Source organism: Selenomonas ruminantium subsp. lactilytica TAM6421 (genome assembly GCF_000284095.1).
GTDB lineage: Bacteria > Bacillota > Negativicutes > Selenomonadales > Selenomonadaceae > Selenomonas_A > Selenomonas_A lactilytica.
In genome coordinates this window covers 2,472,874-2,491,709 of sequence record NC_017068.1, presented here as the reverse complement: position 1 = coordinate 2,491,709, position 18,836 = coordinate 2,472,874, and the positions used below count along the sequence as shown (strand labels likewise).

Genomic DNA, 18,836 nt, shown 5'->3' with positions numbered 1-18,836 from the left:
ATTTTGTTCAACGACAAGACAATTCTGGTTACGGGCGGTACGGGATCCTTCGGCAAGAAATTCATAGAAATTTTGCTTGGCAGATATAATCCAAATCGGTTGATTGTTTATTCGCGTGATGAATTGAAACAGTTTGAGATGCAGCAGAGATTCAATAATCCGTGCATGCGTTATTTTTTAGGGGATGTGAGAGATAAAGATCGCCTAAAGCGTGCGATGTATCAGGTGGATTATGTAGTACATGCAGCAGCTATCAAACAGGTTCCGGCAGCAGAGTATAATCCTATGGAATGCATCAAGACTAATATACATGGAGCACAAAATGTGATAAGTGCTGCAATAGAATGTGGCGTGGAAAAAGTGATAGCCTTATCTACCGATAAGGCGGCAAACCCTGTCAATTTATACGGAGCGACAAAACTTTGTTCGGATAAGCTGTTTACAGCAGCTAATAATTTAGTAGGTGATAGGGTAACTCGCTTTTCGGTAGTGCGCTACGGTAATGTTGTCGGTTCCAGAGGATCGGTTGTTCCATTCTTCAAGAAGCTGAGAGAGGAGGGGGTAGATTCACTGCCTATAACAGATGAACGCATGACACGGTTTTGGTTGAAGCTTGAAGATGCTGTTGAGTTCGTGTTCAAGAGCTTCCAGCGTATGCATGGTGGAGAGATTTTTATTCCCAAGCTTCCATCTATGCGTATTATGGACTTGGCCAAAGCCATTGCGCCAGAGTTACCCACCAAAATTATTGGTATCAGGCCGGGGGAGAAACTCCATGAAGTGATGTGTCCGGCTGATACCTATTATGATACCTTGGAGTTCGATGACCATTTTGTTATAAAACCTTCGGTCAAGTTTTCAAATGTAGATTACGAGATGGATGCATTAGGTGAAAAAGGTCATCCTGTACCAGACGGCTTTGACTATAATTCTGGCAACAATCCACATTTCCTTACGGTAGAAGAATTGAGGGAGATGAATCCCTGATGATTTACTATGGCAAACAGAGTATAAGCGAGGATGATATACAAGAGGTCGTAAAGGTTCTTCGTTCAGACTTCCTCACCCAGGGCCCTACGATAGAGCGTTTTGAAAAGCGTGTGGCAGAGTATTGCGGTGCTAAGTATGCCGTGGCAGTTTCCAATGGTACGGCGGCACTGCATATAGCTTGTCTGGCTGCTGGCCTTGGCAAGGGGGATGTGCTTTGGACAAGCCCTATTACCTTTGTGGCTTCTGCCAACTGTGCTCGTTACTGTGGGGCGGATGTTGATTTTGTGGATATTGATGCCAACACTTATAACATGAGTGTGGAAGTGTTGGAGGAAAAGTTGCGCAGTGCCAAGCGGAGGCCCCAAATGGTGGTACCTGTGCATTTGGCGGGGCAGTCCTGCGATATGAAGCGCATTCATGAGCTGGCGCAGGAATACGGCTTCATGGTAATGGAAGATGCTTGTCATGCCATGGGAGCTGATTATCTCGGAAAAAAAGTAGGATGCTGTGAATTTTCCGATATGGCGGTATTCAGTTTCCATCCGGTGAAAATAGTGACCACTGGCGAAGGCGGCATGGTTTTGACCAATAATGAAGGTCTTTATCAGAGATTGCTGCTGTTTAGAAGCCATGGCATTACAAGAAATCCTGATTTGATGACTCATGAAGCGGATGGGCCTTGGTACTATCAGCAACTGGAATTAGGATTCAATTATCGCATGACGGACATACAGGCGGCCCTGGGTTACAGCCAGATGAAGCGTGTGGATGAGTTTGTAGCCAGAAGGCGGGAACTGGCGGCACGGTATGAAAGCTTGCTGGCTGACTTGCCTGTGCGTACGCCGTATGTGCTGGAAGGGGCAGAGCCTTCTTGGCATATATATGTGGTTAGAGTTGATTTCAGCAAGGTCAAGAAAAGCAGGCAACAGATATTTAAGGAAATGCGTGAGCGAGGCATTACGCTCAATCTTCATTATATTCCTGTGCATACGCAGCCGTATTATAAAAAACAAGGATATTGTGTTGAAGAATATCCTGCTGCTTTAGAGTATTACAAGGAGGCAGTCACGTTGCCATTGTATTACGGTTTAACTGACGAGGAGCAGGAGATGATAGTGAAGAGATTACTGGAAGTGTTGAAATAAAGGGGATAAGCATATGTCATATTTAACAGAACAAGAGGAGTTTTGGGCGGGAGAATTTGGCAATGAATATGTTGATAGAAATAATTATAAAGGTATTGTAGCAAGGCGAATGTTACTCTGGGCTAATATTCTGAAAAATCGGGAGGGTATCGATTCTGTATTGGAATTAGGATGCAATGTTGGTATGAATTTCCACACGTTGAATATACTTTTACCAGATGCCCAATTGTATGGTGTGGAGATAAATAAAAAAGCAGCTTCTATAGCCAGAAATATCCCTGGAGTTACAATTTATAATGAATCAATATATGATTTTAATGAAGATAAGAAATATGATTTGACATTTACTAATGGGGTCATGATTCATATAAATCCAGACAAACTTCCAATTGTGTATGAAAAACTTTATAAGAACAGCAAACGTTATGTTCTGGTGTCGGAGTATTATAACCCTACGCCCGTAGAGGTGGCATACAGAGGATATGAGCATCGCCTGTTCAAACGTGATTTTGCGGGAGAAATGCTAGATATTTTTCCAGATTTGCGATCAATTGATTATGGATTTTTCTACCATCGTGATGTTAATTTTCCTTTGGGGGATAATACTTGGTTCCTTATGGAAAAGAAATACAATGAATAGCAGTTCCAAGCGGAGGTGTATAACATTTGAGCGCTATTGCAATTATTCCCGCTCGTGGAGGGAGTAAGCGTATACCAAGAAAAAATATTAGAAGTTTTTGTGGTAAGCCTATTATAGCTTATAGTATCATTGCAGCTTTAGAAAGTAATCTTTTTGAAGAGGTTATCGTTTCTACTGATGACACTGAGATAGCTGATATATCGCAGTCCTTTGGAGCACAGGTTCCTTTTTTTCGTAGTGATGACACATCTGACGATTGTAGTACGGTGGATGATGTTTTGCGTGAGGTGCTTGATGCATATAGAGCTCGGGGGAGATTTTTTCAAGAGATGTGTTGCTTGTATGCTACTGCCCCTTTTGTGAGTGGAGAGAAACTAAGGCAGGCACACAAAATATTAAGTGGAGATATTGAGCAGGTATTGGCGGTAGCAGAGTATTCATTTCCCCCTCAGCGAAGTAACGTCATTCGTGATGGATATCTTGTTTACGCTTACCCTGAATTTTATACAACTCGCAGTCAAGATTTGGAGCCGGTCTATCATGATGCAGGGCAATTTGCTTTTTACAGGCTGTCTGACGAAATGGAATTCAGAGATGATCGCATCGCACCTTATATTTTGCCGGAACTTGAGGTGCAAGATATAGATAATCCATCAGACTGGAAGCTGGCGGAATTGAAATTTCAATTAATGCAGCAAAAGGAATGAGGCGAGTATGTTTCAACTACATGAAAAGATAAATAGGGGTGGTATCTACATCATAGCAGAGATGAGTGCCAACCATGCTGGAAAATTAGAAAGAGCGATGGCGATTGTAGAAGCGGCAAAAGAGGCTGGTGCAGATTGCCTCAAAATACAAACATATACAGCGGATACTATTACTATTGATTGTGATGCTCCTTGTTTTCAAATCCATGGAGGATTGTGGGATGGTTATAATCTTCATGACCTTTATATGGAGGCTTTCACTCCTTGGGAATGGCAGCCTAGGATTAAGGAATACTGTGAGAAGCTTGGCTTGGACTTTTTGAGTACACCTTTTGACTCTACGGCAGTTGATTTTTTGTCTGGAATGAACTGCGAAGCTTATAAGGTTGCGTCTTTTGAGCTAGTGGATATTCCTTTGATTGAATATGCAGCAAGACTCGGCAAGACCATGATTATAAGTTGTGGAATGGGGACAAAGGAAGAAATTCAAGATGCATTGAAGGCTTGCCATCGAGTGGGCAATGACGATGTCGTTTTATTGAAATGTTGCAGTGAGTACCCTACTAATCCAGAAAATCTAAATCTTGCTACTTTAACCGATATGCAGGCTTTTGGTGTACCTTTGGGGCTTTCTGACCATAGCATGGGATATATAGCGGATGTGATGGCTGTTGCCCAGGGAGCATGTGTAATTGAAAAGCATTTTTGCCTTTCAAGGCAGGAAAAAAGCCAGGATTCAGCCTTTTCGATGGAGCCTGCAGAGTTTAAGGCTATGGTAGATGCGGTGCAAAAAGCGGCATTGATGCGGGGAAAAGTCCAGTATGGGCCAACTGAAGCAGAGGCAGAGGAGTACAAGTGCCGCCGTAGCCTTTTTGCAGTGCAGGATATTCCGGCAGGGACGATACTTACTAATGAGAACGTTCGTAGCATACGTCCATATGATGGCTTGCCACCCAAATACCTGCCCCAGGTGTTGGGCAAGACGGCGAAAGTTGACATTGCCTTTGGAACACCTCTTTCGTGGGAACTTGTGGAGTGAGATAAAGTGAAAGTAGCGATGATGCAGCCGACTTTTCTTCCTTGGCTTGGATATTTTGAACTGATAATGAAAGTGGATTTATTCGTCTTTTGTGATGATTTTCAGTTTGTTCGAAAAAGCTACCATCAAAGAAACAGATTGCTTTTTGGAAAACAAAATGTTACTGACATTACAGTTCCAGTCAAGAAAAAGGGCGTATATCAGCAGAAAATAAATGAGGTCGAAATCCGGGAGGACTTGCCGTGGCGTACCAAGTTGTGGAAAAGTATAGAATTAAACTATCACAAAACGCCATATTTCTCAGCATATAAAGACAAAATAGAGCCATTGATAGTGCAGCCTAAAGAAAATTTAGCAAAACAAAATATGGAGTTGATAGAATGCATAAGTTCTCTTATAGGAGCTAAAACTGAATTTATACGGAGTTCTGAACTTCACGCTATAGGAGCGCGCTCAGAACTTGTGAAGAATCTTTTGCATGAAGTTCATGCGGACAGCTTTTATCAAGCACACGGTTCGTTTCCCTATATGAATGAAGATGGTGTTTTCCCGTTGCGTGATATTCCAGTGTATTTCCAGGATGCGGTTCCTATACCTTATAGACAATATAATAATAGTACTGGACAATTTGTTCCATATCTTTCGGTTTTGGACGTTCTTTTCAATATCGGAGCAGAAGACACGGCCAAGATTGCTTCCTGCATGACGGAGCACTGGCTGGCTTGGACTGAAATGTTAAATATACATCAGACATATCATGTCTGATAAAATGCTCATCTCATATTTTAGCAGGAGTGGACATGATGGAGAAGAAAAGGGTTGGCATTATTACATTGCATAACTGGTTCAATTATGGCTCGATGTTGCAGTCGTATGCAGGACAGAAAAATATTGAGGCATTGGGTTATGAATGTGAACTTATTGATTTCAGACATCCGCGTGTTGATAACAACCGTTCATATAAGCTATATAAGCCATCTGAAGAAGATGCTGAGATTGCGAAAAGATTTCGCGGGGAGTTAGTGAGGCGAAAAGCAGCTTTTGAAAGCTGGTTGCCTTTATACAATCTTAGTCCGCGCCTGTACAGTTCTGAGGAGGAACTGAAAGGAAACACGGATTATGATATCTATGCCACTGGCAGCGACCAAATCTGGAATGTGAATTTTCGCATGGCTTCCAGTGCATACTTTCTGGCTTTTACGGATTCTCACAATAAGGTAGCGTTGGCTTCTTCTATTGGTCGTTGCAAGTGGGAGAAGTTGGGAAACTATGCACAGCATATAGAAAAATTCCGTCAAGTTTACATTAGGGAGCAAGCAGGGGCTGATTATCTGTCTGAGCATTTGCCGCATATGAAGGATAGGATTGGCGTGATGTTAGATCCAACCCTCCTGGTGAGTAGGGAGGATTGGGAGGCAGTTGCCAGAGAGTCTTCTTTCGGAGAATGCAGTAGGGGAGACTATATTGCTTGTTATGCTACTTTGGATGAAGAAATGGAGCATATGCTGCCCATGCTTGAGGAACTTCATCGCCTTACGGGGCTGAAGGTTGCTCTATTTGGCATGATGCAGCCCCGGTTTGCAGATTATATCGAAAATGTGGTGGATGTAGGCCCTCGTGAATGGCTTTCGCTTATTGCCAATGCTTCTTTTGTCCTAACCCATTCCTTCCATGGCACAGCTTTTTCCTTGAAATTCCAGCGACCGTTCATTACTTACAATGACAATTTGGAGAATCCACGTAAGGAAGGTATCTTAAAGAAGTTTGGCTTGCTTGGCCGTATTGCTCATCAGGCAAACGAGATAGAGGAAATTTATAAGACGGCAATAGATTTTGAGACTGTTGGGAAATATATGAAGGTTGATATAGAAGAATCTCGGGATAAGCTGAGGAGGGCTCTTGATGGTTGCAGATGAGAAATGCACCGGCTGTGGTGCCTGTAGGGTGGCTTGTCCTATGGGAGCTATAGCCTTGAAGGAAGAGACGGGAGGATTGAAGCCACGCATAGATAGAGAACTGTGTACTGAGTGTGGTGCTTGTGAGAGAGTCTGTCCGGTGGCTGGCAAGGCTGTTATTCCCCAGCATTCCATGAGGAAAGCTGATCTGTTTGTGAACAATAATTTCTTTGATAGGGGCGTTTCCTCGTCAGGAGGTTTTTTCAAGGCCTTATCCGATTATGTCTTCTCTAAGCATGGTGTGGTGTATGGCGCAGCATGGTGCAACGAATATACTGCGGTCAACATGGTGCGGATAAAGAACCCGGATGATATCTATCAGTGCATGGAGAGCAAGTACATACAGGCAGATACATGCAATACCTTCCACGAGGTGGAAGAAGATTTGCGTTCGGGGCGTTTGGTTCTTTATGCGGGAACTCCCTGCCAGATAGCTGGCTTGCATGGCTGTTTGGGGCAGGATTATGAAAATCTGCTGACACTAGAGGTGTTTTGCCACGGTGTGCCTGCAGTGCATATTTGGCAGTCGTATTTGCGAGATTATCATGGACATGAGGATGTAATACGCTATGTGCATTTCCGTTACAAGCGACGTGGTTGGTGGGAAGCACAAATGAAAATACAGTACGCCCACGATGAATATTTGTCTTCGTTTAGGAATACAAACGATTCCTATATGTTTGTATTCCTAAATAACTACTCTCTTAATCAGGCTTGCTATGACTGTCCTTTCCGTAAGAGGGAACATGCCGGGGATTTTTACATCGGAGACGCCTGGAACATTAATAAGATCAAGCAAAACATGGATGATGACCGTGGCATTTCTATGGTGGTGACTTTGACTGAAAAAGCGGAAAAAATCCTGTCTGAAGTTTCCAAGGGCAACAACGTCTTTCCAGTGACTTTGGAAGAGGGCGTATGTAGTTCTAAGGATTTGTTTCAGTCTAAGATGCGCCCTGCTATATGGGAGAAATTTCAGCAAAAAGTATGGGATGAAGGTTTCAAATCAGCATACGAACTAATCATGGAGGAAAGGTCAACAAATGGAAAATAGAAAACTATGGAATGAACTTTATAAGGAAGCAAGGCATCGCATTAAATATCCTGCTGAAAATGTCATACGCTTCGTGCGTAAAAATTTTATTTGTAATGGAAAGGAAAAAATATTGGATTTAGGTTGTGGAGCGGGACGGCATGTGATTTATCTTGCCGATACGAACATCGTTCCATACGGAGGGGATTTCTCTGCTTCTGCCGTGTCCTATACAAAAGATATACTGGAGCAACTGGATTACAGCCAGTTTGTTGGCAACATTATAGAGACCACAACCTACAACCTGCCTTTTGAAGATGATTATTTTGATGGTCTGATCTGCTGGGGCGTCCTTTACTATATGGACAAGACACATATCAAAGAAAGTGTGCGAGAAATATACAGGGTGCTGAAAAAAAATGCTTTGGCATTGGTGCTCATAAGGACTGTGGAAGATTACCGCTGTCAAGATGCCAAAAGGCGCGATGCAAAAGAGGTTGAGGAACGTACTTTCATGCTGGAGGAACAGGAGACAGCCAAGTCCGCAGCTAAGGAGGACGGTATGCTTATGCATTTCTTCACAAGGGATGAGGTGCAGGAGCTTTTTGCCGATTTTAGTGAGATTACGGTGGATACAGTGACTCAGACACATGAGAATGGCAGCTATCAGGATCAGGATTTCCTGATTACGCTGAAAAAGTGATTTGCAGCAGAGGTGGGATTCAGCCATGGTGGTTATCAGGGCGGACGGCAATGGAAAAATAGGCATGGGGCATTATATGCGCTGTTTTGCCATTGCCCATGAACTCAGGCGGCGAGGGGAAGAAGTGTGTTTCCTTCTGGCGCCGGATGCGGATGCAGGTGCAGTCAGGGAACAAGGATATCCTTTGCATCAGCTGGAAAAGATAGCCGAGCCTTTAGGCTGGGACGCTACAGAGGCTGCTGAATGGCTGAAAGGGCAAGAGCAGGCCACTGTTTTTATAGATACCTACCGCATTGATAGCAAAGCAATGGCTCTATTGTCTGATGCGGCGCATAATGCTTGCTATATGGATGACCTCTATGCTTTCGATTACCCTATTGCAAACATAATCAACTACAATTTGGAGGCGGGGAAGGAATCCTATCAAGGTCTGCTGACAAGCAAAACTGAACTGTATATCGGGCCGGCTTACTATCCAGTGCGGGAAGAAATATTGCATGCCAAGGTTAAGCATTTGCGTTTAAAAGCAAGACGGATACTTATCACCACAGGAGCCACAGACCCTTTGCACATAGAACTGGCTCTGTTGAAAAGAATAGTGCAGGACAAGCAATTGCTTGCCTTGGAATTAATCGTTCAGTGCGGGCTGTATTACGAAAAAGATTATCTGGAGGAACTTCAGGAGTTTTCAGCACAGTATGATTGTATTCGTTTGCAGGGATGGACTAAGGATATGGGAGCACTGTACGCTTCCTGCGATATTTGTATTGCCCCCGGCTCTAGTTCCATGAGTGAGGCAATGACAGTAGGTATTCCCTGTATCAGTTTTGCTTTTGTGGATAATCATTTGAATCAATGCCATATCATGGACGAAAAAGGGTTGGCTCCATATGCAGGAGATTTTCGTAAGGAGTCGGAGAAAGTTTGCCAAAGGATAGAACACTTCCTGTTGTATTTTTTGGATATTGAAAATCGAAATTTTGCGAGGGCTCAATTTGCTGGAGTATTTGATGGCAAGGGCGCGGCTAGGATTGCAAAGATTCTGGCCGCGCCACAGCGCAAAGCGCGCCACAGCGCAAGTAAAGAATGCAGAAGAATTATAGGCATCAGAGCATCTGCAATTCTCTATAATTTTATTCTTTCAAATCATATTCAAGGTACTGTTTTGATGCCTGCTAACATTTGCGAGTGTGTGCCAGCTATATACAAAAAAGCAGGCATGGATTTCCTTTTTTGTGATATAGAGTTTGGCACGTGGGTACCTGATGAAGATGAAATATTGTCTTTTCTTGTATCTAGACCAGATATCAAAGTTCTTCATTATAACCGTACCTATGGTGAAATGGGAGATCATAGTGAATTTTTCCAAGAAGTAAGAAAGAGATTTCCTTCAGTTATCATTGTTGATGACCGTTGCCTTGCACTGCCAGATTGGCGAGGGGAGGATTGTCAGGCAGATCTTACTATCTATAGCACGGGTAATACTAAGCCAGTATGCGTAGGCAAGGGGGCATTCGCATTCTTGAAAAAAACGTGGAAATATGAAAGGTATCATTTGGAGGGAGATACAGAGGCTGCAGATGTGGCTTTTGATGCTTCTATAAAGAGATGTCATGCGGAACATAAAAGTGCAGAGTGGGATATTTTGCTAGATAACTGGACAGATCCGGCACAGATGCCGGGGGAAGATTATGAGCAGGAAGTGCTTACAGAACTAGCACATATTGTGACACATAAGGCTGCTATTAATAAAATTTACAAGAAATTGCCTAATGCATTGCCTGATGGGATGCATGACTGGCGGTATAACGTATTAGTAAGGAATCAAGATGAGTGCATGAAAAAGTTGTTTCAAGCGGGACTTTTTGCTAGTAAGCATTATCTAGGGTTGGGGAATGGATACTTTAGTGAAAAAAGTATACCTAATTGTGATTGGTTAGCTCGGCATATTATTAACTTGTTTAATGATAATAAGTATACAGTGAATATGGCAAGAAGAACAGTTGATTGCATAATGTTTTAGTTGAGAGTAGTGAATAACCTATGATAATAAATGAATTGAACATAAAAAGGCTAGGATGGTCGGAGTTATTGCTATCGTTAGATAGGATAAGTATTGCTCCTAAGGATGTAAATGAGTTGAAGATTATGCATACGTTACCGGAATCATGGTTGAGTTATGCTAATGAAAAGTTAGTAGTAGTCTTTTACGCTGGTGTTAACTTCCAGGCTAAATATCATGCGAGTATAATAGAACGGGCACAGAGTTATATTAATTTGCTAAGTGCACTGGGATGCAGTACTAGTAATATGCGAGGTGTTGTGCTTTGGTGGTTTGATGATGGTTCGCTTAGAAAGCTCATAGAAGCGGTAGATGATGAAAATGAGCGTAAAAAACTTGAACGGACATATATGTGGACACTGCAAATACATCTTGCTACGGCAGTGCATGATGAAAGTATGGACTTTAATAGGGCATTGGCATGGGGAGATGTATATTATGGAGATGTTTCTCCTTATGAAGTTAAGTTTAAAGAAACCGGCAAATTTGCTGCACTGTACACATTTGTGAATTATGGTCAGTCTCTAGAGATTTGGTTGGAAAATGCTTTTGTGGAATCTACGTCAGCGAAACTGCCTAAAGAGTGGGAAGAAATTATATATGGTAAGAAAGTAGCATTGTTATGTATTCAGCCGCAGACACTTCTGTCTGTTGGTCAGCACGCGGTAACTTTAATAGAGAATCTAATCTACCTGACACAAGAAAGGAAAGATAGTGCTGTTTGGTGGTTGGTTGATAAGGAACTTGATAAGGCTGTTGCATTGCTGTCTAATGATTTGAAATTATCATTTGAAGAGGTCAAAAGGAAATTTCTAGAGTCTCCTAGCACAATATATGATAAAAGTGGAGAGGTAGGAAGAGCCTTAGAATATTCAGATGTGACTTTTGGAAATCCTAGGAAAGTCTGGGGGCGTAGTGCAGTAAGAACTGTTATTGATCCACCCTATAGTAATCTCAAGAATTTACCTAAATGTCCACAGGTTGGAGAATTATGTCGCGATGGACAAAAGATATATTTCACATACACGGTTAGAAATGTGTTTGGTGTACTATGCGAGGCTGATTTGGATACTGATAAGGTGAAAGTTCTATGTCGGTTACCAAATAGTGAAGAACTTACAGATTGGGGGCTGGATTATCTGTTGCCAGTCAAAGATGGACATAAGATAATTATGCCTCCACTGTTTTCCAATGAGGCCTTTCTTGAGTATGATATAACTTCAGAAAGTTTAACGAAAATTTCCTGTGAAAAGAAAGTATGGGAACCAAATTTGGAAAGATATGGTGCATTTGGTCCCATGGCAGAATGGGGAGACTCCATATTTTTCATGGGCAATAGAAATGGACTGCTGGTGGAATATCGTAAAGCTAATGGAAAGTATATATATCATGAGGAATGGCTGAAGAGATTGAACTTTGAAAAAAAGCCAAAATTTGGAGGGTCTGAGCTGATAGGAGATATATGGTATTTGGTGGTTATAGATATGCCGGTATTGCTGGTTATGGATATGCGTAGCTTGACGGCAAATATTTTGAAGCTGCCTTTGCCAAAGAAATTTCAACCACGGACACTGTCACGTTGTGGTGATGATTTGTGGATATCTCCATGGGCAGGGAATTCATTGGCATGCATACATATTGATACACAGGAGATGGAATTAGTAGAATGCCCTATGGTTTCTAGTAATCAAATTTTTCCGTTTTCTTCAGTAGTTCCTTGGGGACAGAGAAGACTTATTTTCCCATATTTCGCGGATGATATGTACATATGGCAGACTGGTAGCCATCAAGCTGAGCAAGTGCCGGAACTAACCCGTAAGTTGGTGCGACCCTTTGAGGAGGCAGATTTGCGTAATGAGGTTTTTTGGACAAGACAAAGTGAAGATGGTGGTAGTTTCTTGAGTTTCAGGGAGCGTGGGACGGAACTTATTGAGTTCTGGCCTGAATCTAGTGAGGTGCTTTACCATAGACTTCGAATGGAGCCTGAGGATGATGTAATGCTTAAGGATGTGGTGCATTCGTGGAATCTCAAAAATCTACTTAAGCCATTGACTGATGAAATAGAGCAGGTATCTTGGCGAAAATTTGGTACAACAGGAAAGAGAATATTAGAAACAATTAAAGAAAACTTGTAAGATATTATGAATTAGATATTTAATCTGTATTCTCTGAGGATATGATTTTGACGAGAGGTACTATCATTTATGAATGCGAAGTTAAGTCTTTTCAACTCTTGTATCAATAAAGCAAACAAGATAGTTGTTTATGGTGCAGGTGAGTGTGGTAGTTTAATAATAAGATATTGTATAAAGCATGTAGGGGTTGATAAAATAGATGGTGTTATAGTTACTAATAGAAATGCAAGTACTCCTCCTCAGATTATGGGGATATCTGTTCTTGAAATTAGTAAATTTTCTTTTTCGGCTGATGTACTAGTGATTATTGCTGCTATGAATAGTAGAATTCAGCAAGCAATGGAGTTAGAGTTGTTAAATCGTGGATTGACAAACGTACATATTATTTCCGAAGAAGAATATAGATATATATCTGCGGAAATAGAAGATTTGTCTGCAAGTACAAGAGATTTATCATACAAGATGTTAGCTGAGATAAAAAGGTTGGAATGCAAGCTAACCAATCTTCAGTATATGATCAGTGCCATGCCTGTTATGCTTGAAATTCACAAAAAAACATTTGGTCCATATTACGGTGCTTTTGAAGGAAAGGAAGTAGTTGTTTGTGGATGTGGACAGACATTAAATCTGTATAATTTTGATGATGGTAGAATACATATAGGAATGAATAGTATGATGCTTGATGAAAAGTATTCTGGCATGCTGGATTACTATTTTAATCAACATGTAACGAATGTTTATCATCCGCAAAATAGAGAGGAATTGAAATCGAGAAATGAACTACTTGAACGAATGAATAAGCTGGAATGCGTAAAGTTTATCGGACAAACGATAGGGGAACGATGGCCTATAACTCCTCCGTATGATGAGTGTCAGATATATGATTATAATGTTTACTACAATCAAGAATTGACAAGTGGAGATTTTTGGCCTGACTTAAGATATAATTTTTTGAATGGAAATGTGAGCGTTTTATTTTCAGCTGTGCAGTTTGCTTTGTTTTGTCGTCCCCAAAAAATATATTTAGTTGGTTGTGATGGATATGCTTATGATAAAGTGAATTATTTTGATGAGGAATACGATAAGCAGAGTCGATACAAAAAGGAATATATAGAGCCACAGATGAGAATTTTTTATGATAAGCACGTGAAACTTAAAGAATTTGCATTACTTGCGTATCCACATACAGAATTGATTATGGTAAATCCTAGAGGCTTTAAAGGGATTTACCAGGAGACTGCTACAGATGAAAATGGATATATAGTTGATTTGTAATGAATTTGAAAATGGATAAGCTGTGGGTTTTCTGAGGGTTTCAAGATTCTCAGGAAAAGATGCAAGTTTATGAATAACTAAAAATGGAGATGAATTTATGCGTAGTCCAGCGGACATGTTTATTATACAAATAGATGTTACCAATGCGTGTGCACATGAATGTTCGAATTGCACACGCATGTGTGGACATCATGTCAAACCTTTTTTTATGGATTTTGACACATTTAAAAAAGCTGTTGATTCTTTGGCTGATTTTCCGAACACAGTTGGCATGATAGGAGGAGAGCCTACACTACACCCTGAGTTTGAACGTATGGCCGATTATCTCAAAGAGGCTAGATTAAAGGAAGATGTAAAAACAGCTAGAGAACCGATTGTCAATATGCAGGGATATATTACTAGGTATTTTTCTGGAGATTATGCAGGAGTTAATACAGGACTATGGTCATCTTTGACGAGTTCGTATTACAAGCATTTTGAAACTATAAATCAATCATTTTCTCGGCAACTTTTGAATGACCATAACAATGAATGTATGCATCAGGCTCTGTTGATGAGTCGCAATGAATTGGGCATACCGGACGAAGAATGGATCAAAAAGCGTGATGCATGTTGGGTACAAAATACATGGTCTGCAACTGTTACGCCAAAAGGAGCATTTTTTTGCGAGGTGGCCGGTGCCCTGGATATGCTTTTTGACGGTCCTGGTGGTTGGGCTATTGAACCGGGTTGGTGGCGAAGAAAACCGAAAGATTTTGGTGAGCAGCTTTCTTGGTGTGAAATCTGTGGAGGATGTTTGGATGTTCCTAAAAGACTGTCAAGTGAAGAACACGATGATGTTACCCCGAAACTATTTGAACGTTTAAAAAAAATAGGAAGTCCAAAAGCGTTGAAAGGGCATTGTGTTGTTCATGATCCGCAGAATTATGCTAAGTTTAAGAATCCAACATTTACTGGTATAAATGATTATATGGATGCAGGAGGAAATGTTAGGACAACGGCTAGTAATCGTAATCTATATCCTAGATCCGTTCATATTTGTCACTTGAATAATTGGCGTGAAAATCTTAGTGCAGCCAATCCCTCTGATTGGATTGCTTTGTCTGAAGATGAACATAGAGAGGAAATATTATGGTTGCTTTCCAATTGTATTTTAAATCCAGGCTGTGTGTACTATAAGCCGGATAAATATGTGTTATTTAATGTCCAAAGTCGTTCAGTGCGGGGGAGAATTCGCTGGGCACAAACTCTCCCAGCAAATGTTATGGATGCGTATCCTGAAGATAAGCGTATAGAAATAACAGAATATCTTCATGACAGATTAGGAGATTATCTTAAGAAGTTGCCCGCCTGCCAATACTTTCATATTGAAGTAGTTTGAACCTATTTTACATTTTTGAAAAATATTGTTGAGGTCTATATTTTTATAAAAAGTGACATTTTTAATTATCATATTAGAGAAGAAAATAGAAGAGGGCAGGTGACATATGCATGAAAATAGCGATTGTGGGGGTAGGGTATGTTGGCTTGGTATCGGGAACGTGCTTTGCGGAGATGGGGAATGATGTATGGTGTGTGGATAAAGATAAAGAAAAGATAACAGAATTGCAAAATACAGTGATACCTATATTTGAGCCAGGGTTGAAGGAATTAGTTCAGAAGAATATAGATAGACTGCACTTTGTAACTGATATTGATGAGGCGTTGCAGGAGGTAAATGTTTGTTTTATTGCAGTTGGCACACCTCCCGGAGAGGATGGTAGTGCTGATTTGTCAGCTGTGCTTGCAGTGGCATCATCCATCGGAAGAATGATGGTACGACATATGTTTATCGTAGACAAATCAACCGTTCCAGTAGGGACCTCACGAAAAGTACGCAAGGCGGTACAACATGAATTAGATGCCCGCGATAGTGAGCTTACTTTTGATGTGATATCAAATCCAGAGTTCTTGAAAGAGGGAACAGCAGTGCATGATTGTCTACTGCCAGACCGAATAATAGTTGGTACTGAATCTGAAAAAGCAGCACGTTTGATGGCGAAACTTTATAAACCGTTTCTTAGGAGCACAGGTCATCTGCTTCATATGGATATTGCAAGTGCAGAGATGACGAAGTATGCTGCCAATTGTATGCTTGCTACAAAAATCAGCTTCATCAACGAAATAGCAAATATTTGTGAATTAGTAGGAGCAGATGTGAATAAAGTTCGAATGGGAATAGGTTCTGATCCTCGTATAGGCTATAGTTTTATCTTTCCTGGGTGCGGTTATGGAGGGAGCTGTTTTCCAAAGGATGTACAGGCACTTATCCGTACTAGTGGTGGCCTAGGGTACGAAGCACGTATATTGAAGGCTGTTGAAGCAGTTAATGAGTCGCAAAAACAAGTTTTACCTAGGCGTATCGTAGCTAAGTACGGGGAGAATTTGGAAGGATTGCACTTTACCTGTTGGGGATTGTCGTTCAAGCCTGATACGGACGATATGCGTTGTGCAGCTTCGCTGGTGATAGTAGGCGAGCTGACTAAGCGGGGGGCAAAGGTGCATGCGTATGATCCGCAGGCAGAGAAATTGGCACGGACAATATATTTTCGTGATAATAAGAACATAGAATACTTTGATGGAAAATACGATGCATTGAAGGGGTGTGCTGCACTTATTTTAATCACGGAATGGAAAGAATTCAGATGCCCAGACTTTGAGAGGATTAAGGAATGTTTGAAGGAACCAGTTATTTTTGATGGGCGCAATCAGTATGAGAGTGATAATTTGAGGGAAATGGGCTTCGAGTATTACCAGATCGGTGTGGGGGACAATTTTGTAGAGTGGCGGTAGGAGCTGATGCGATGTGAGGAAGAGGGTTTTGGTTACCGGTGGCGCAGGATTCCTGGGCTCCCATCTTTGTGACAGGTTAATAAAAGAAGGTTCAGATGTAATTTGTGTAGATAATTTATTCACGGGCAATAAAGACAATATACGGCATTTGTTGGGTAATCCTTATTTTGAATTTATCCGTCACGATGTAACGATGCCACTTTATGTTGAAGTAGATCAGATATACAACCTGGCATGTCCTGCCAGCCCTGTGCATTATCAGCATGATCCCATACAGACTGGTAGGACCAGTGTGCTTGGGGCATTGAATATGCTAGGTCTAGCAAGGCGACTAAAAGCACGTATTTTACAGGCAAGTACATCTGAAGTATATGGTGATCCGGAGGTGCATCCACAGCCAGAGCGATATCGCGGGTGTGTAAATCCCATTGGCATACGTTCATGTTATGATGAAGGCAAGCGCATGGCTGAAACCTTGTTCTTCGATTACAAGCGACAGGAAAATCTTAACATTAAAGTTGTGCGTATCTTCAATACTTATGGACCACGTATGAGCTTGAACGATGGCAGGGTTATTTCTAATTTCGTTGTGCAGGCTTTGAGAGGTGAGGATATTACTATATATGGGGACGGCTCTCAGACTCGTAGTTTCCAGTATGTAGATGATCTTATTGAGGGCATGTACCGTATGATGAATAATTCCCGCGAAGATTTTTCCGGACCTGTGAATATAGGTAATCCAGCTGAATATACCATAAAGCAGTTGGCGGAAATTGTATTGAAAATGACAGGAAGTTCATCAAAAATTGTTTATAAGTCTCTGCCATCGGATGATCCGGTACAGCGTTGCCCAGTTATTGATGTTGCGATGTCAGAGTTAGGATGGAAACCAAAGGTAGCTCTTGAAGAGGGTTTAAAGAGGACGATTGAGTACTTTAGAGGGCTTATGTAAATTAAGTACGTCATAGAGTATGAAGGTGAATTGAAATGATAAAAGTTTCAGTAATTATACCTGTATATAATACTGAGGATTATATTGCAGCTTGTTTGGATAGTGTGATAGAACAAGATATGTCTAGTTGGGAAATTATATGCATAGATGATGCATCTACTGATAATTCAGCAGATATTATGCAAAAATATGCATTGCAGGATAATCGTATTCGTTTAATCAAATTAGAAAAAAATGGTGGACAGGCTGCAGGACGAAATATTGGTTTGCGTGAAGCAAGGGGAGAGTATGTATATTTTTTGGATTCAGACGATATGTTACGGTCAAATGCTCTTTCAGAATTGTGCCGAATAGCTGACCAAGAGCAGGTTGAAGGAATAATTTTTGATGCTGAGGATGTCTTTGATTCACCAGAACTCAAGCAAGGTGTATCATTGAGTGCATCAGTTGCTAAATTTCAGATAGATAATGGAGTGATATCGGGAGAAAATTTATTTTTGAAATTCTGTTCTAAAGAAAGGGCATCATGTCAGCCAGGAAGATACCTCTGGAGACATTCGTACTTGTTAGATAATGGAATATTTAATGATGAAGAAACATCGCCACATGAGGATGAATTGTTTTGTCTGCGAGCAGTATTGACAGCCAAGAAAATGATGGCTTTACCGAAGGCATTTCATTTACGTCGTTACCGAGATGGGTCTGTAATGACGGGACGTACTTTTTCACATGAGCTGCGTCATTGCCGTTCATATTTGCTTTTGTGGTTACGTTGTTCAGAGTTCTTGCGAAAACATAAATTTGATGATAGCCGATGTGCTATGGAAGCGTTGAACTATGTAAGCGTATTTTTAACAGTTGGATTGAATTATGCTAAAAAATTTTCACAAGAGGAACTGATTGAGTTAAAATTCAATAGTCCTGTAGATGCTATGCTGCTACGAGGCGTTGTATTAGAAAGTATACAAGAACGTCGATCAGAAATCTTTATGAATTCATCTGATTTGCACCGGGTAATAAATAAAGAGAGAATTTTTTTGTATGGTGCCGGTGTATGTGGGCAGAAGATGTTGCAGTTACTCTTACAATATGGTTGTTCGAGAAATAAAATATATTTTGTTGTTACGGATAAGAAAGACAAAACAAATGTAGCTGGATTCCCTTTATATGATTTGGGATCTTTGGAGAATTTCGATGATGAAAAGGATGTAATTATTCTAGCTGTAACGAGGTGTTGGCAAGATGAAATAGTTTGCTTGTTAGATGAGAGACACTTCTCATATATCGTACTTAAAGAAGGATATGCAGTCATGCAGTCTCCGAATTCCATAAAAGTATAACAAATAAGTGGGCACTATTACTGATGAG

General features: G+C 40.9%; 16 protein-coding genes. All 16 read left to right on the top strand.

Annotated elements, in window-relative coordinates; genetic code table 11:
- The first annotated feature begins 3 nt into the window (after window positions 1-3).
- The 16 genes from pseB to SELR_RS11985 all read left to right on the top strand — a co-directional run bounded on the left by pseB (window position 4) and on the right by SELR_RS11985 (window position 18,808).
- Complete coding sequence (gene pseB / locus SELR_RS12060) at window positions 4-987, top strand: UDP-N-acetylglucosamine 4,6-dehydratase (inverting) (RefSeq protein WP_014425506.1); 984 nt, start codon at window positions 4-6, stop codon at window positions 985-987.
- Complete coding sequence (pseC, locus tag SELR_RS12055; RefSeq protein WP_014425505.1) at window positions 987-2,135, top strand: UDP-4-amino-4,6-dideoxy-N-acetyl-beta-L-altrosamine transaminase; 1,149 nt, start codon at window positions 987-989, stop codon at window positions 2,133-2,135. Before pseB ends, pseC begins: the two co-directional genes overlap by 1 nt.
- 13 nt (window positions 2,136-2,148) lie before the next feature.
- The gene (locus tag SELR_RS12050; RefSeq protein ID WP_014425504.1) at window positions 2,149-2,775 is read left to right on the top strand and encodes a pseudaminic acid biosynthesis-associated methylase; all 627 of its coding nucleotides are present in this window, start codon (window positions 2,149-2,151) and stop codon (window positions 2,773-2,775) included.
- 26 nt (window positions 2,776-2,801) lie between these two features.
- Window positions 2,802-3,482 (top strand): pseudaminic acid cytidylyltransferase, encoded by a 681-nt coding sequence (gene pseF, locus SELR_RS12045; RefSeq protein WP_014425503.1) that lies wholly within the window; start codon window positions 2,802-2,804, stop codon window positions 3,480-3,482.
- Window positions 3,483-3,489: 7 nt separating this feature from the next.
- Window positions 3,490-4,521 carry a pseudaminic acid synthase gene (gene pseI, locus SELR_RS12040; RefSeq protein ID WP_014425502.1) on the top strand — a complete coding sequence of 344 codons (1,032 nt, stop codon included), beginning with the start codon at window positions 3,490-3,492 and terminating at the stop codon, window positions 4,519-4,521.
- Window positions 4,522-4,527: 6 nt separating this feature from the next.
- Entirely contained in the window at window positions 4,528-5,286 is a 759-nt protein-coding gene (locus SELR_RS12035; protein WP_014425501.1) for a WbqC family protein, read from the top strand.
- Window positions 5,287-5,321: 35 nt separating this feature from the next.
- On the top strand, window positions 5,322-6,437 hold the full coding sequence (locus tag SELR_RS12030) for a polysaccharide pyruvyl transferase family protein (RefSeq protein WP_041914413.1): 1,116 nt from the start codon (window positions 5,322-5,324) through the stop codon (window positions 6,435-6,437).
- Window positions 6,424-7,530: a Coenzyme F420 hydrogenase/dehydrogenase, beta subunit C-terminal domain gene (locus SELR_RS12025; protein WP_014425499.1), complete on the top strand. Its 1,107-nt coding sequence runs from the start codon at window positions 6,424-6,426 to the stop codon at window positions 7,528-7,530. The genes SELR_RS12030 and SELR_RS12025 overlap by 14 nt, the downstream gene beginning before the upstream one ends.
- Window positions 7,520-8,212: a class I SAM-dependent methyltransferase gene (locus SELR_RS12020; protein WP_014425498.1), complete on the top strand. Its 693-nt coding sequence runs from the start codon at window positions 7,520-7,522 to the stop codon at window positions 8,210-8,212. Before SELR_RS12025 ends, SELR_RS12020 begins: the two co-directional genes overlap by 11 nt.
- Before the next feature lie 25 nt (window positions 8,213-8,237).
- Window positions 8,238-10,235, top strand: coding sequence for a UDP-2,4-diacetamido-2,4,6-trideoxy-beta-L-altropyranose hydrolase (pseG, locus tag SELR_RS12015; protein WP_014425497.1), 1,998 nt, complete (start codon window positions 8,238-8,240; stop codon window positions 10,233-10,235).
- A 116-nt stretch (window positions 10,236-10,351) separates the two neighbouring features.
- The gene (locus tag SELR_RS12010; protein ID WP_158645814.1) at window positions 10,352-12,409 is read left to right on the top strand and encodes a hypothetical protein; all 2,058 of its coding nucleotides are present in this window, start codon (window positions 10,352-10,354) and stop codon (window positions 12,407-12,409) included.
- Between the two features lie 69 nt (window positions 12,410-12,478).
- Window positions 12,479-13,684 (top strand): hypothetical protein, encoded by a 1,206-nt coding sequence (locus SELR_RS12005; RefSeq protein ID WP_014425495.1) that lies wholly within the window; start codon window positions 12,479-12,481, stop codon window positions 13,682-13,684.
- A gap of 97 nt (window positions 13,685-13,781) precedes the next feature.
- Window positions 13,782-15,065 carry a radical SAM protein gene (locus SELR_RS17885; RefSeq protein ID WP_014425494.1) on the top strand — a complete coding sequence of 428 codons (1,284 nt, stop codon included), beginning with the start codon at window positions 13,782-13,784 and terminating at the stop codon, window positions 15,063-15,065.
- 110 nt (window positions 15,066-15,175) lie between these two features.
- A complete protein-coding gene (locus SELR_RS11995) occupies window positions 15,176-16,516 on the top strand; it encodes a UDP-glucose dehydrogenase family protein (protein ID WP_014425493.1) in 1,341 nt (446 codons plus the stop codon).
- A gap of 28 nt (window positions 16,517-16,544) precedes the next feature.
- Window positions 16,545-17,468, top strand: a complete 924-nt coding sequence (locus tag SELR_RS11990) for a UDP-glucuronic acid decarboxylase family protein (protein ID WP_231848087.1) — start codon at window positions 16,545-16,547, stop codon at window positions 17,466-17,468.
- A gap of 35 nt (window positions 17,469-17,503) precedes the next feature.
- Window positions 17,504-18,808, top strand: a complete 1,305-nt coding sequence (locus SELR_RS11985) for a glycosyltransferase (protein WP_014425491.1) — start codon at window positions 17,504-17,506, stop codon at window positions 18,806-18,808.
- The last annotated feature ends 28 nt before the right edge of the window (window positions 18,809-18,836 follow it).

Excerpts from the sequence above, each read along its gene's own strand:
- pseI (WP_014425502.1), top strand. The coding sequence starts at position 3,490 with ATGTTTCAACTACATGAAAAGATAAATAGGGGTGGTATCTACATCATA.
- SELR_RS12025 (WP_014425499.1), top strand. The coding sequence starts at position 6,424 with ATGGTTGCAGATGAGAAATGCACCGGCTGTGGTGCCTGTAGGGTGGCT.
- SELR_RS12020 (WP_014425498.1), top strand. The coding sequence starts at position 7,520 with ATGGAAAATAGAAAACTATGGAATGAACTTTATAAGGAAGCAAGGCAT.
- SELR_RS17885 (WP_014425494.1), top strand. The coding sequence starts at position 13,782 with ATGCGTAGTCCAGCGGACATGTTTATTATACAAATAGATGTTACCAAT.
- SELR_RS11985 (WP_014425491.1), top strand. The coding sequence starts at position 17,504 with ATGATAAAAGTTTCAGTAATTATACCTGTATATAATACTGAGGATTAT.
- pseG (WP_014425497.1), top strand. The coding sequence starts at position 8,238 with ATGGTGGTTATCAGGGCGGACGGCAATGGAAAAATAGGCATGGGGCAT.
- SELR_RS12005 (WP_014425495.1), top strand. The coding sequence starts at position 12,479 with ATGAATGCGAAGTTAAGTCTTTTCAACTCTTGTATCAATAAAGCAAAC.
- SELR_RS12050 (WP_014425504.1), top strand. The coding sequence starts at position 2,149 with ATGTCATATTTAACAGAACAAGAGGAGTTTTGGGCGGGAGAATTTGGC.
- SELR_RS12030 (WP_041914413.1), top strand. The coding sequence starts at position 5,322 with ATGATGGAGAAGAAAAGGGTTGGCATTATTACATTGCATAACTGGTTC.
- pseC (WP_014425505.1), top strand. The coding sequence starts at position 987 with ATGATTTACTATGGCAAACAGAGTATAAGCGAGGATGATATACAAGAG.
- SELR_RS11995 (WP_014425493.1), top strand. The coding sequence starts at position 15,176 with ATGAAAATAGCGATTGTGGGGGTAGGGTATGTTGGCTTGGTATCGGGA.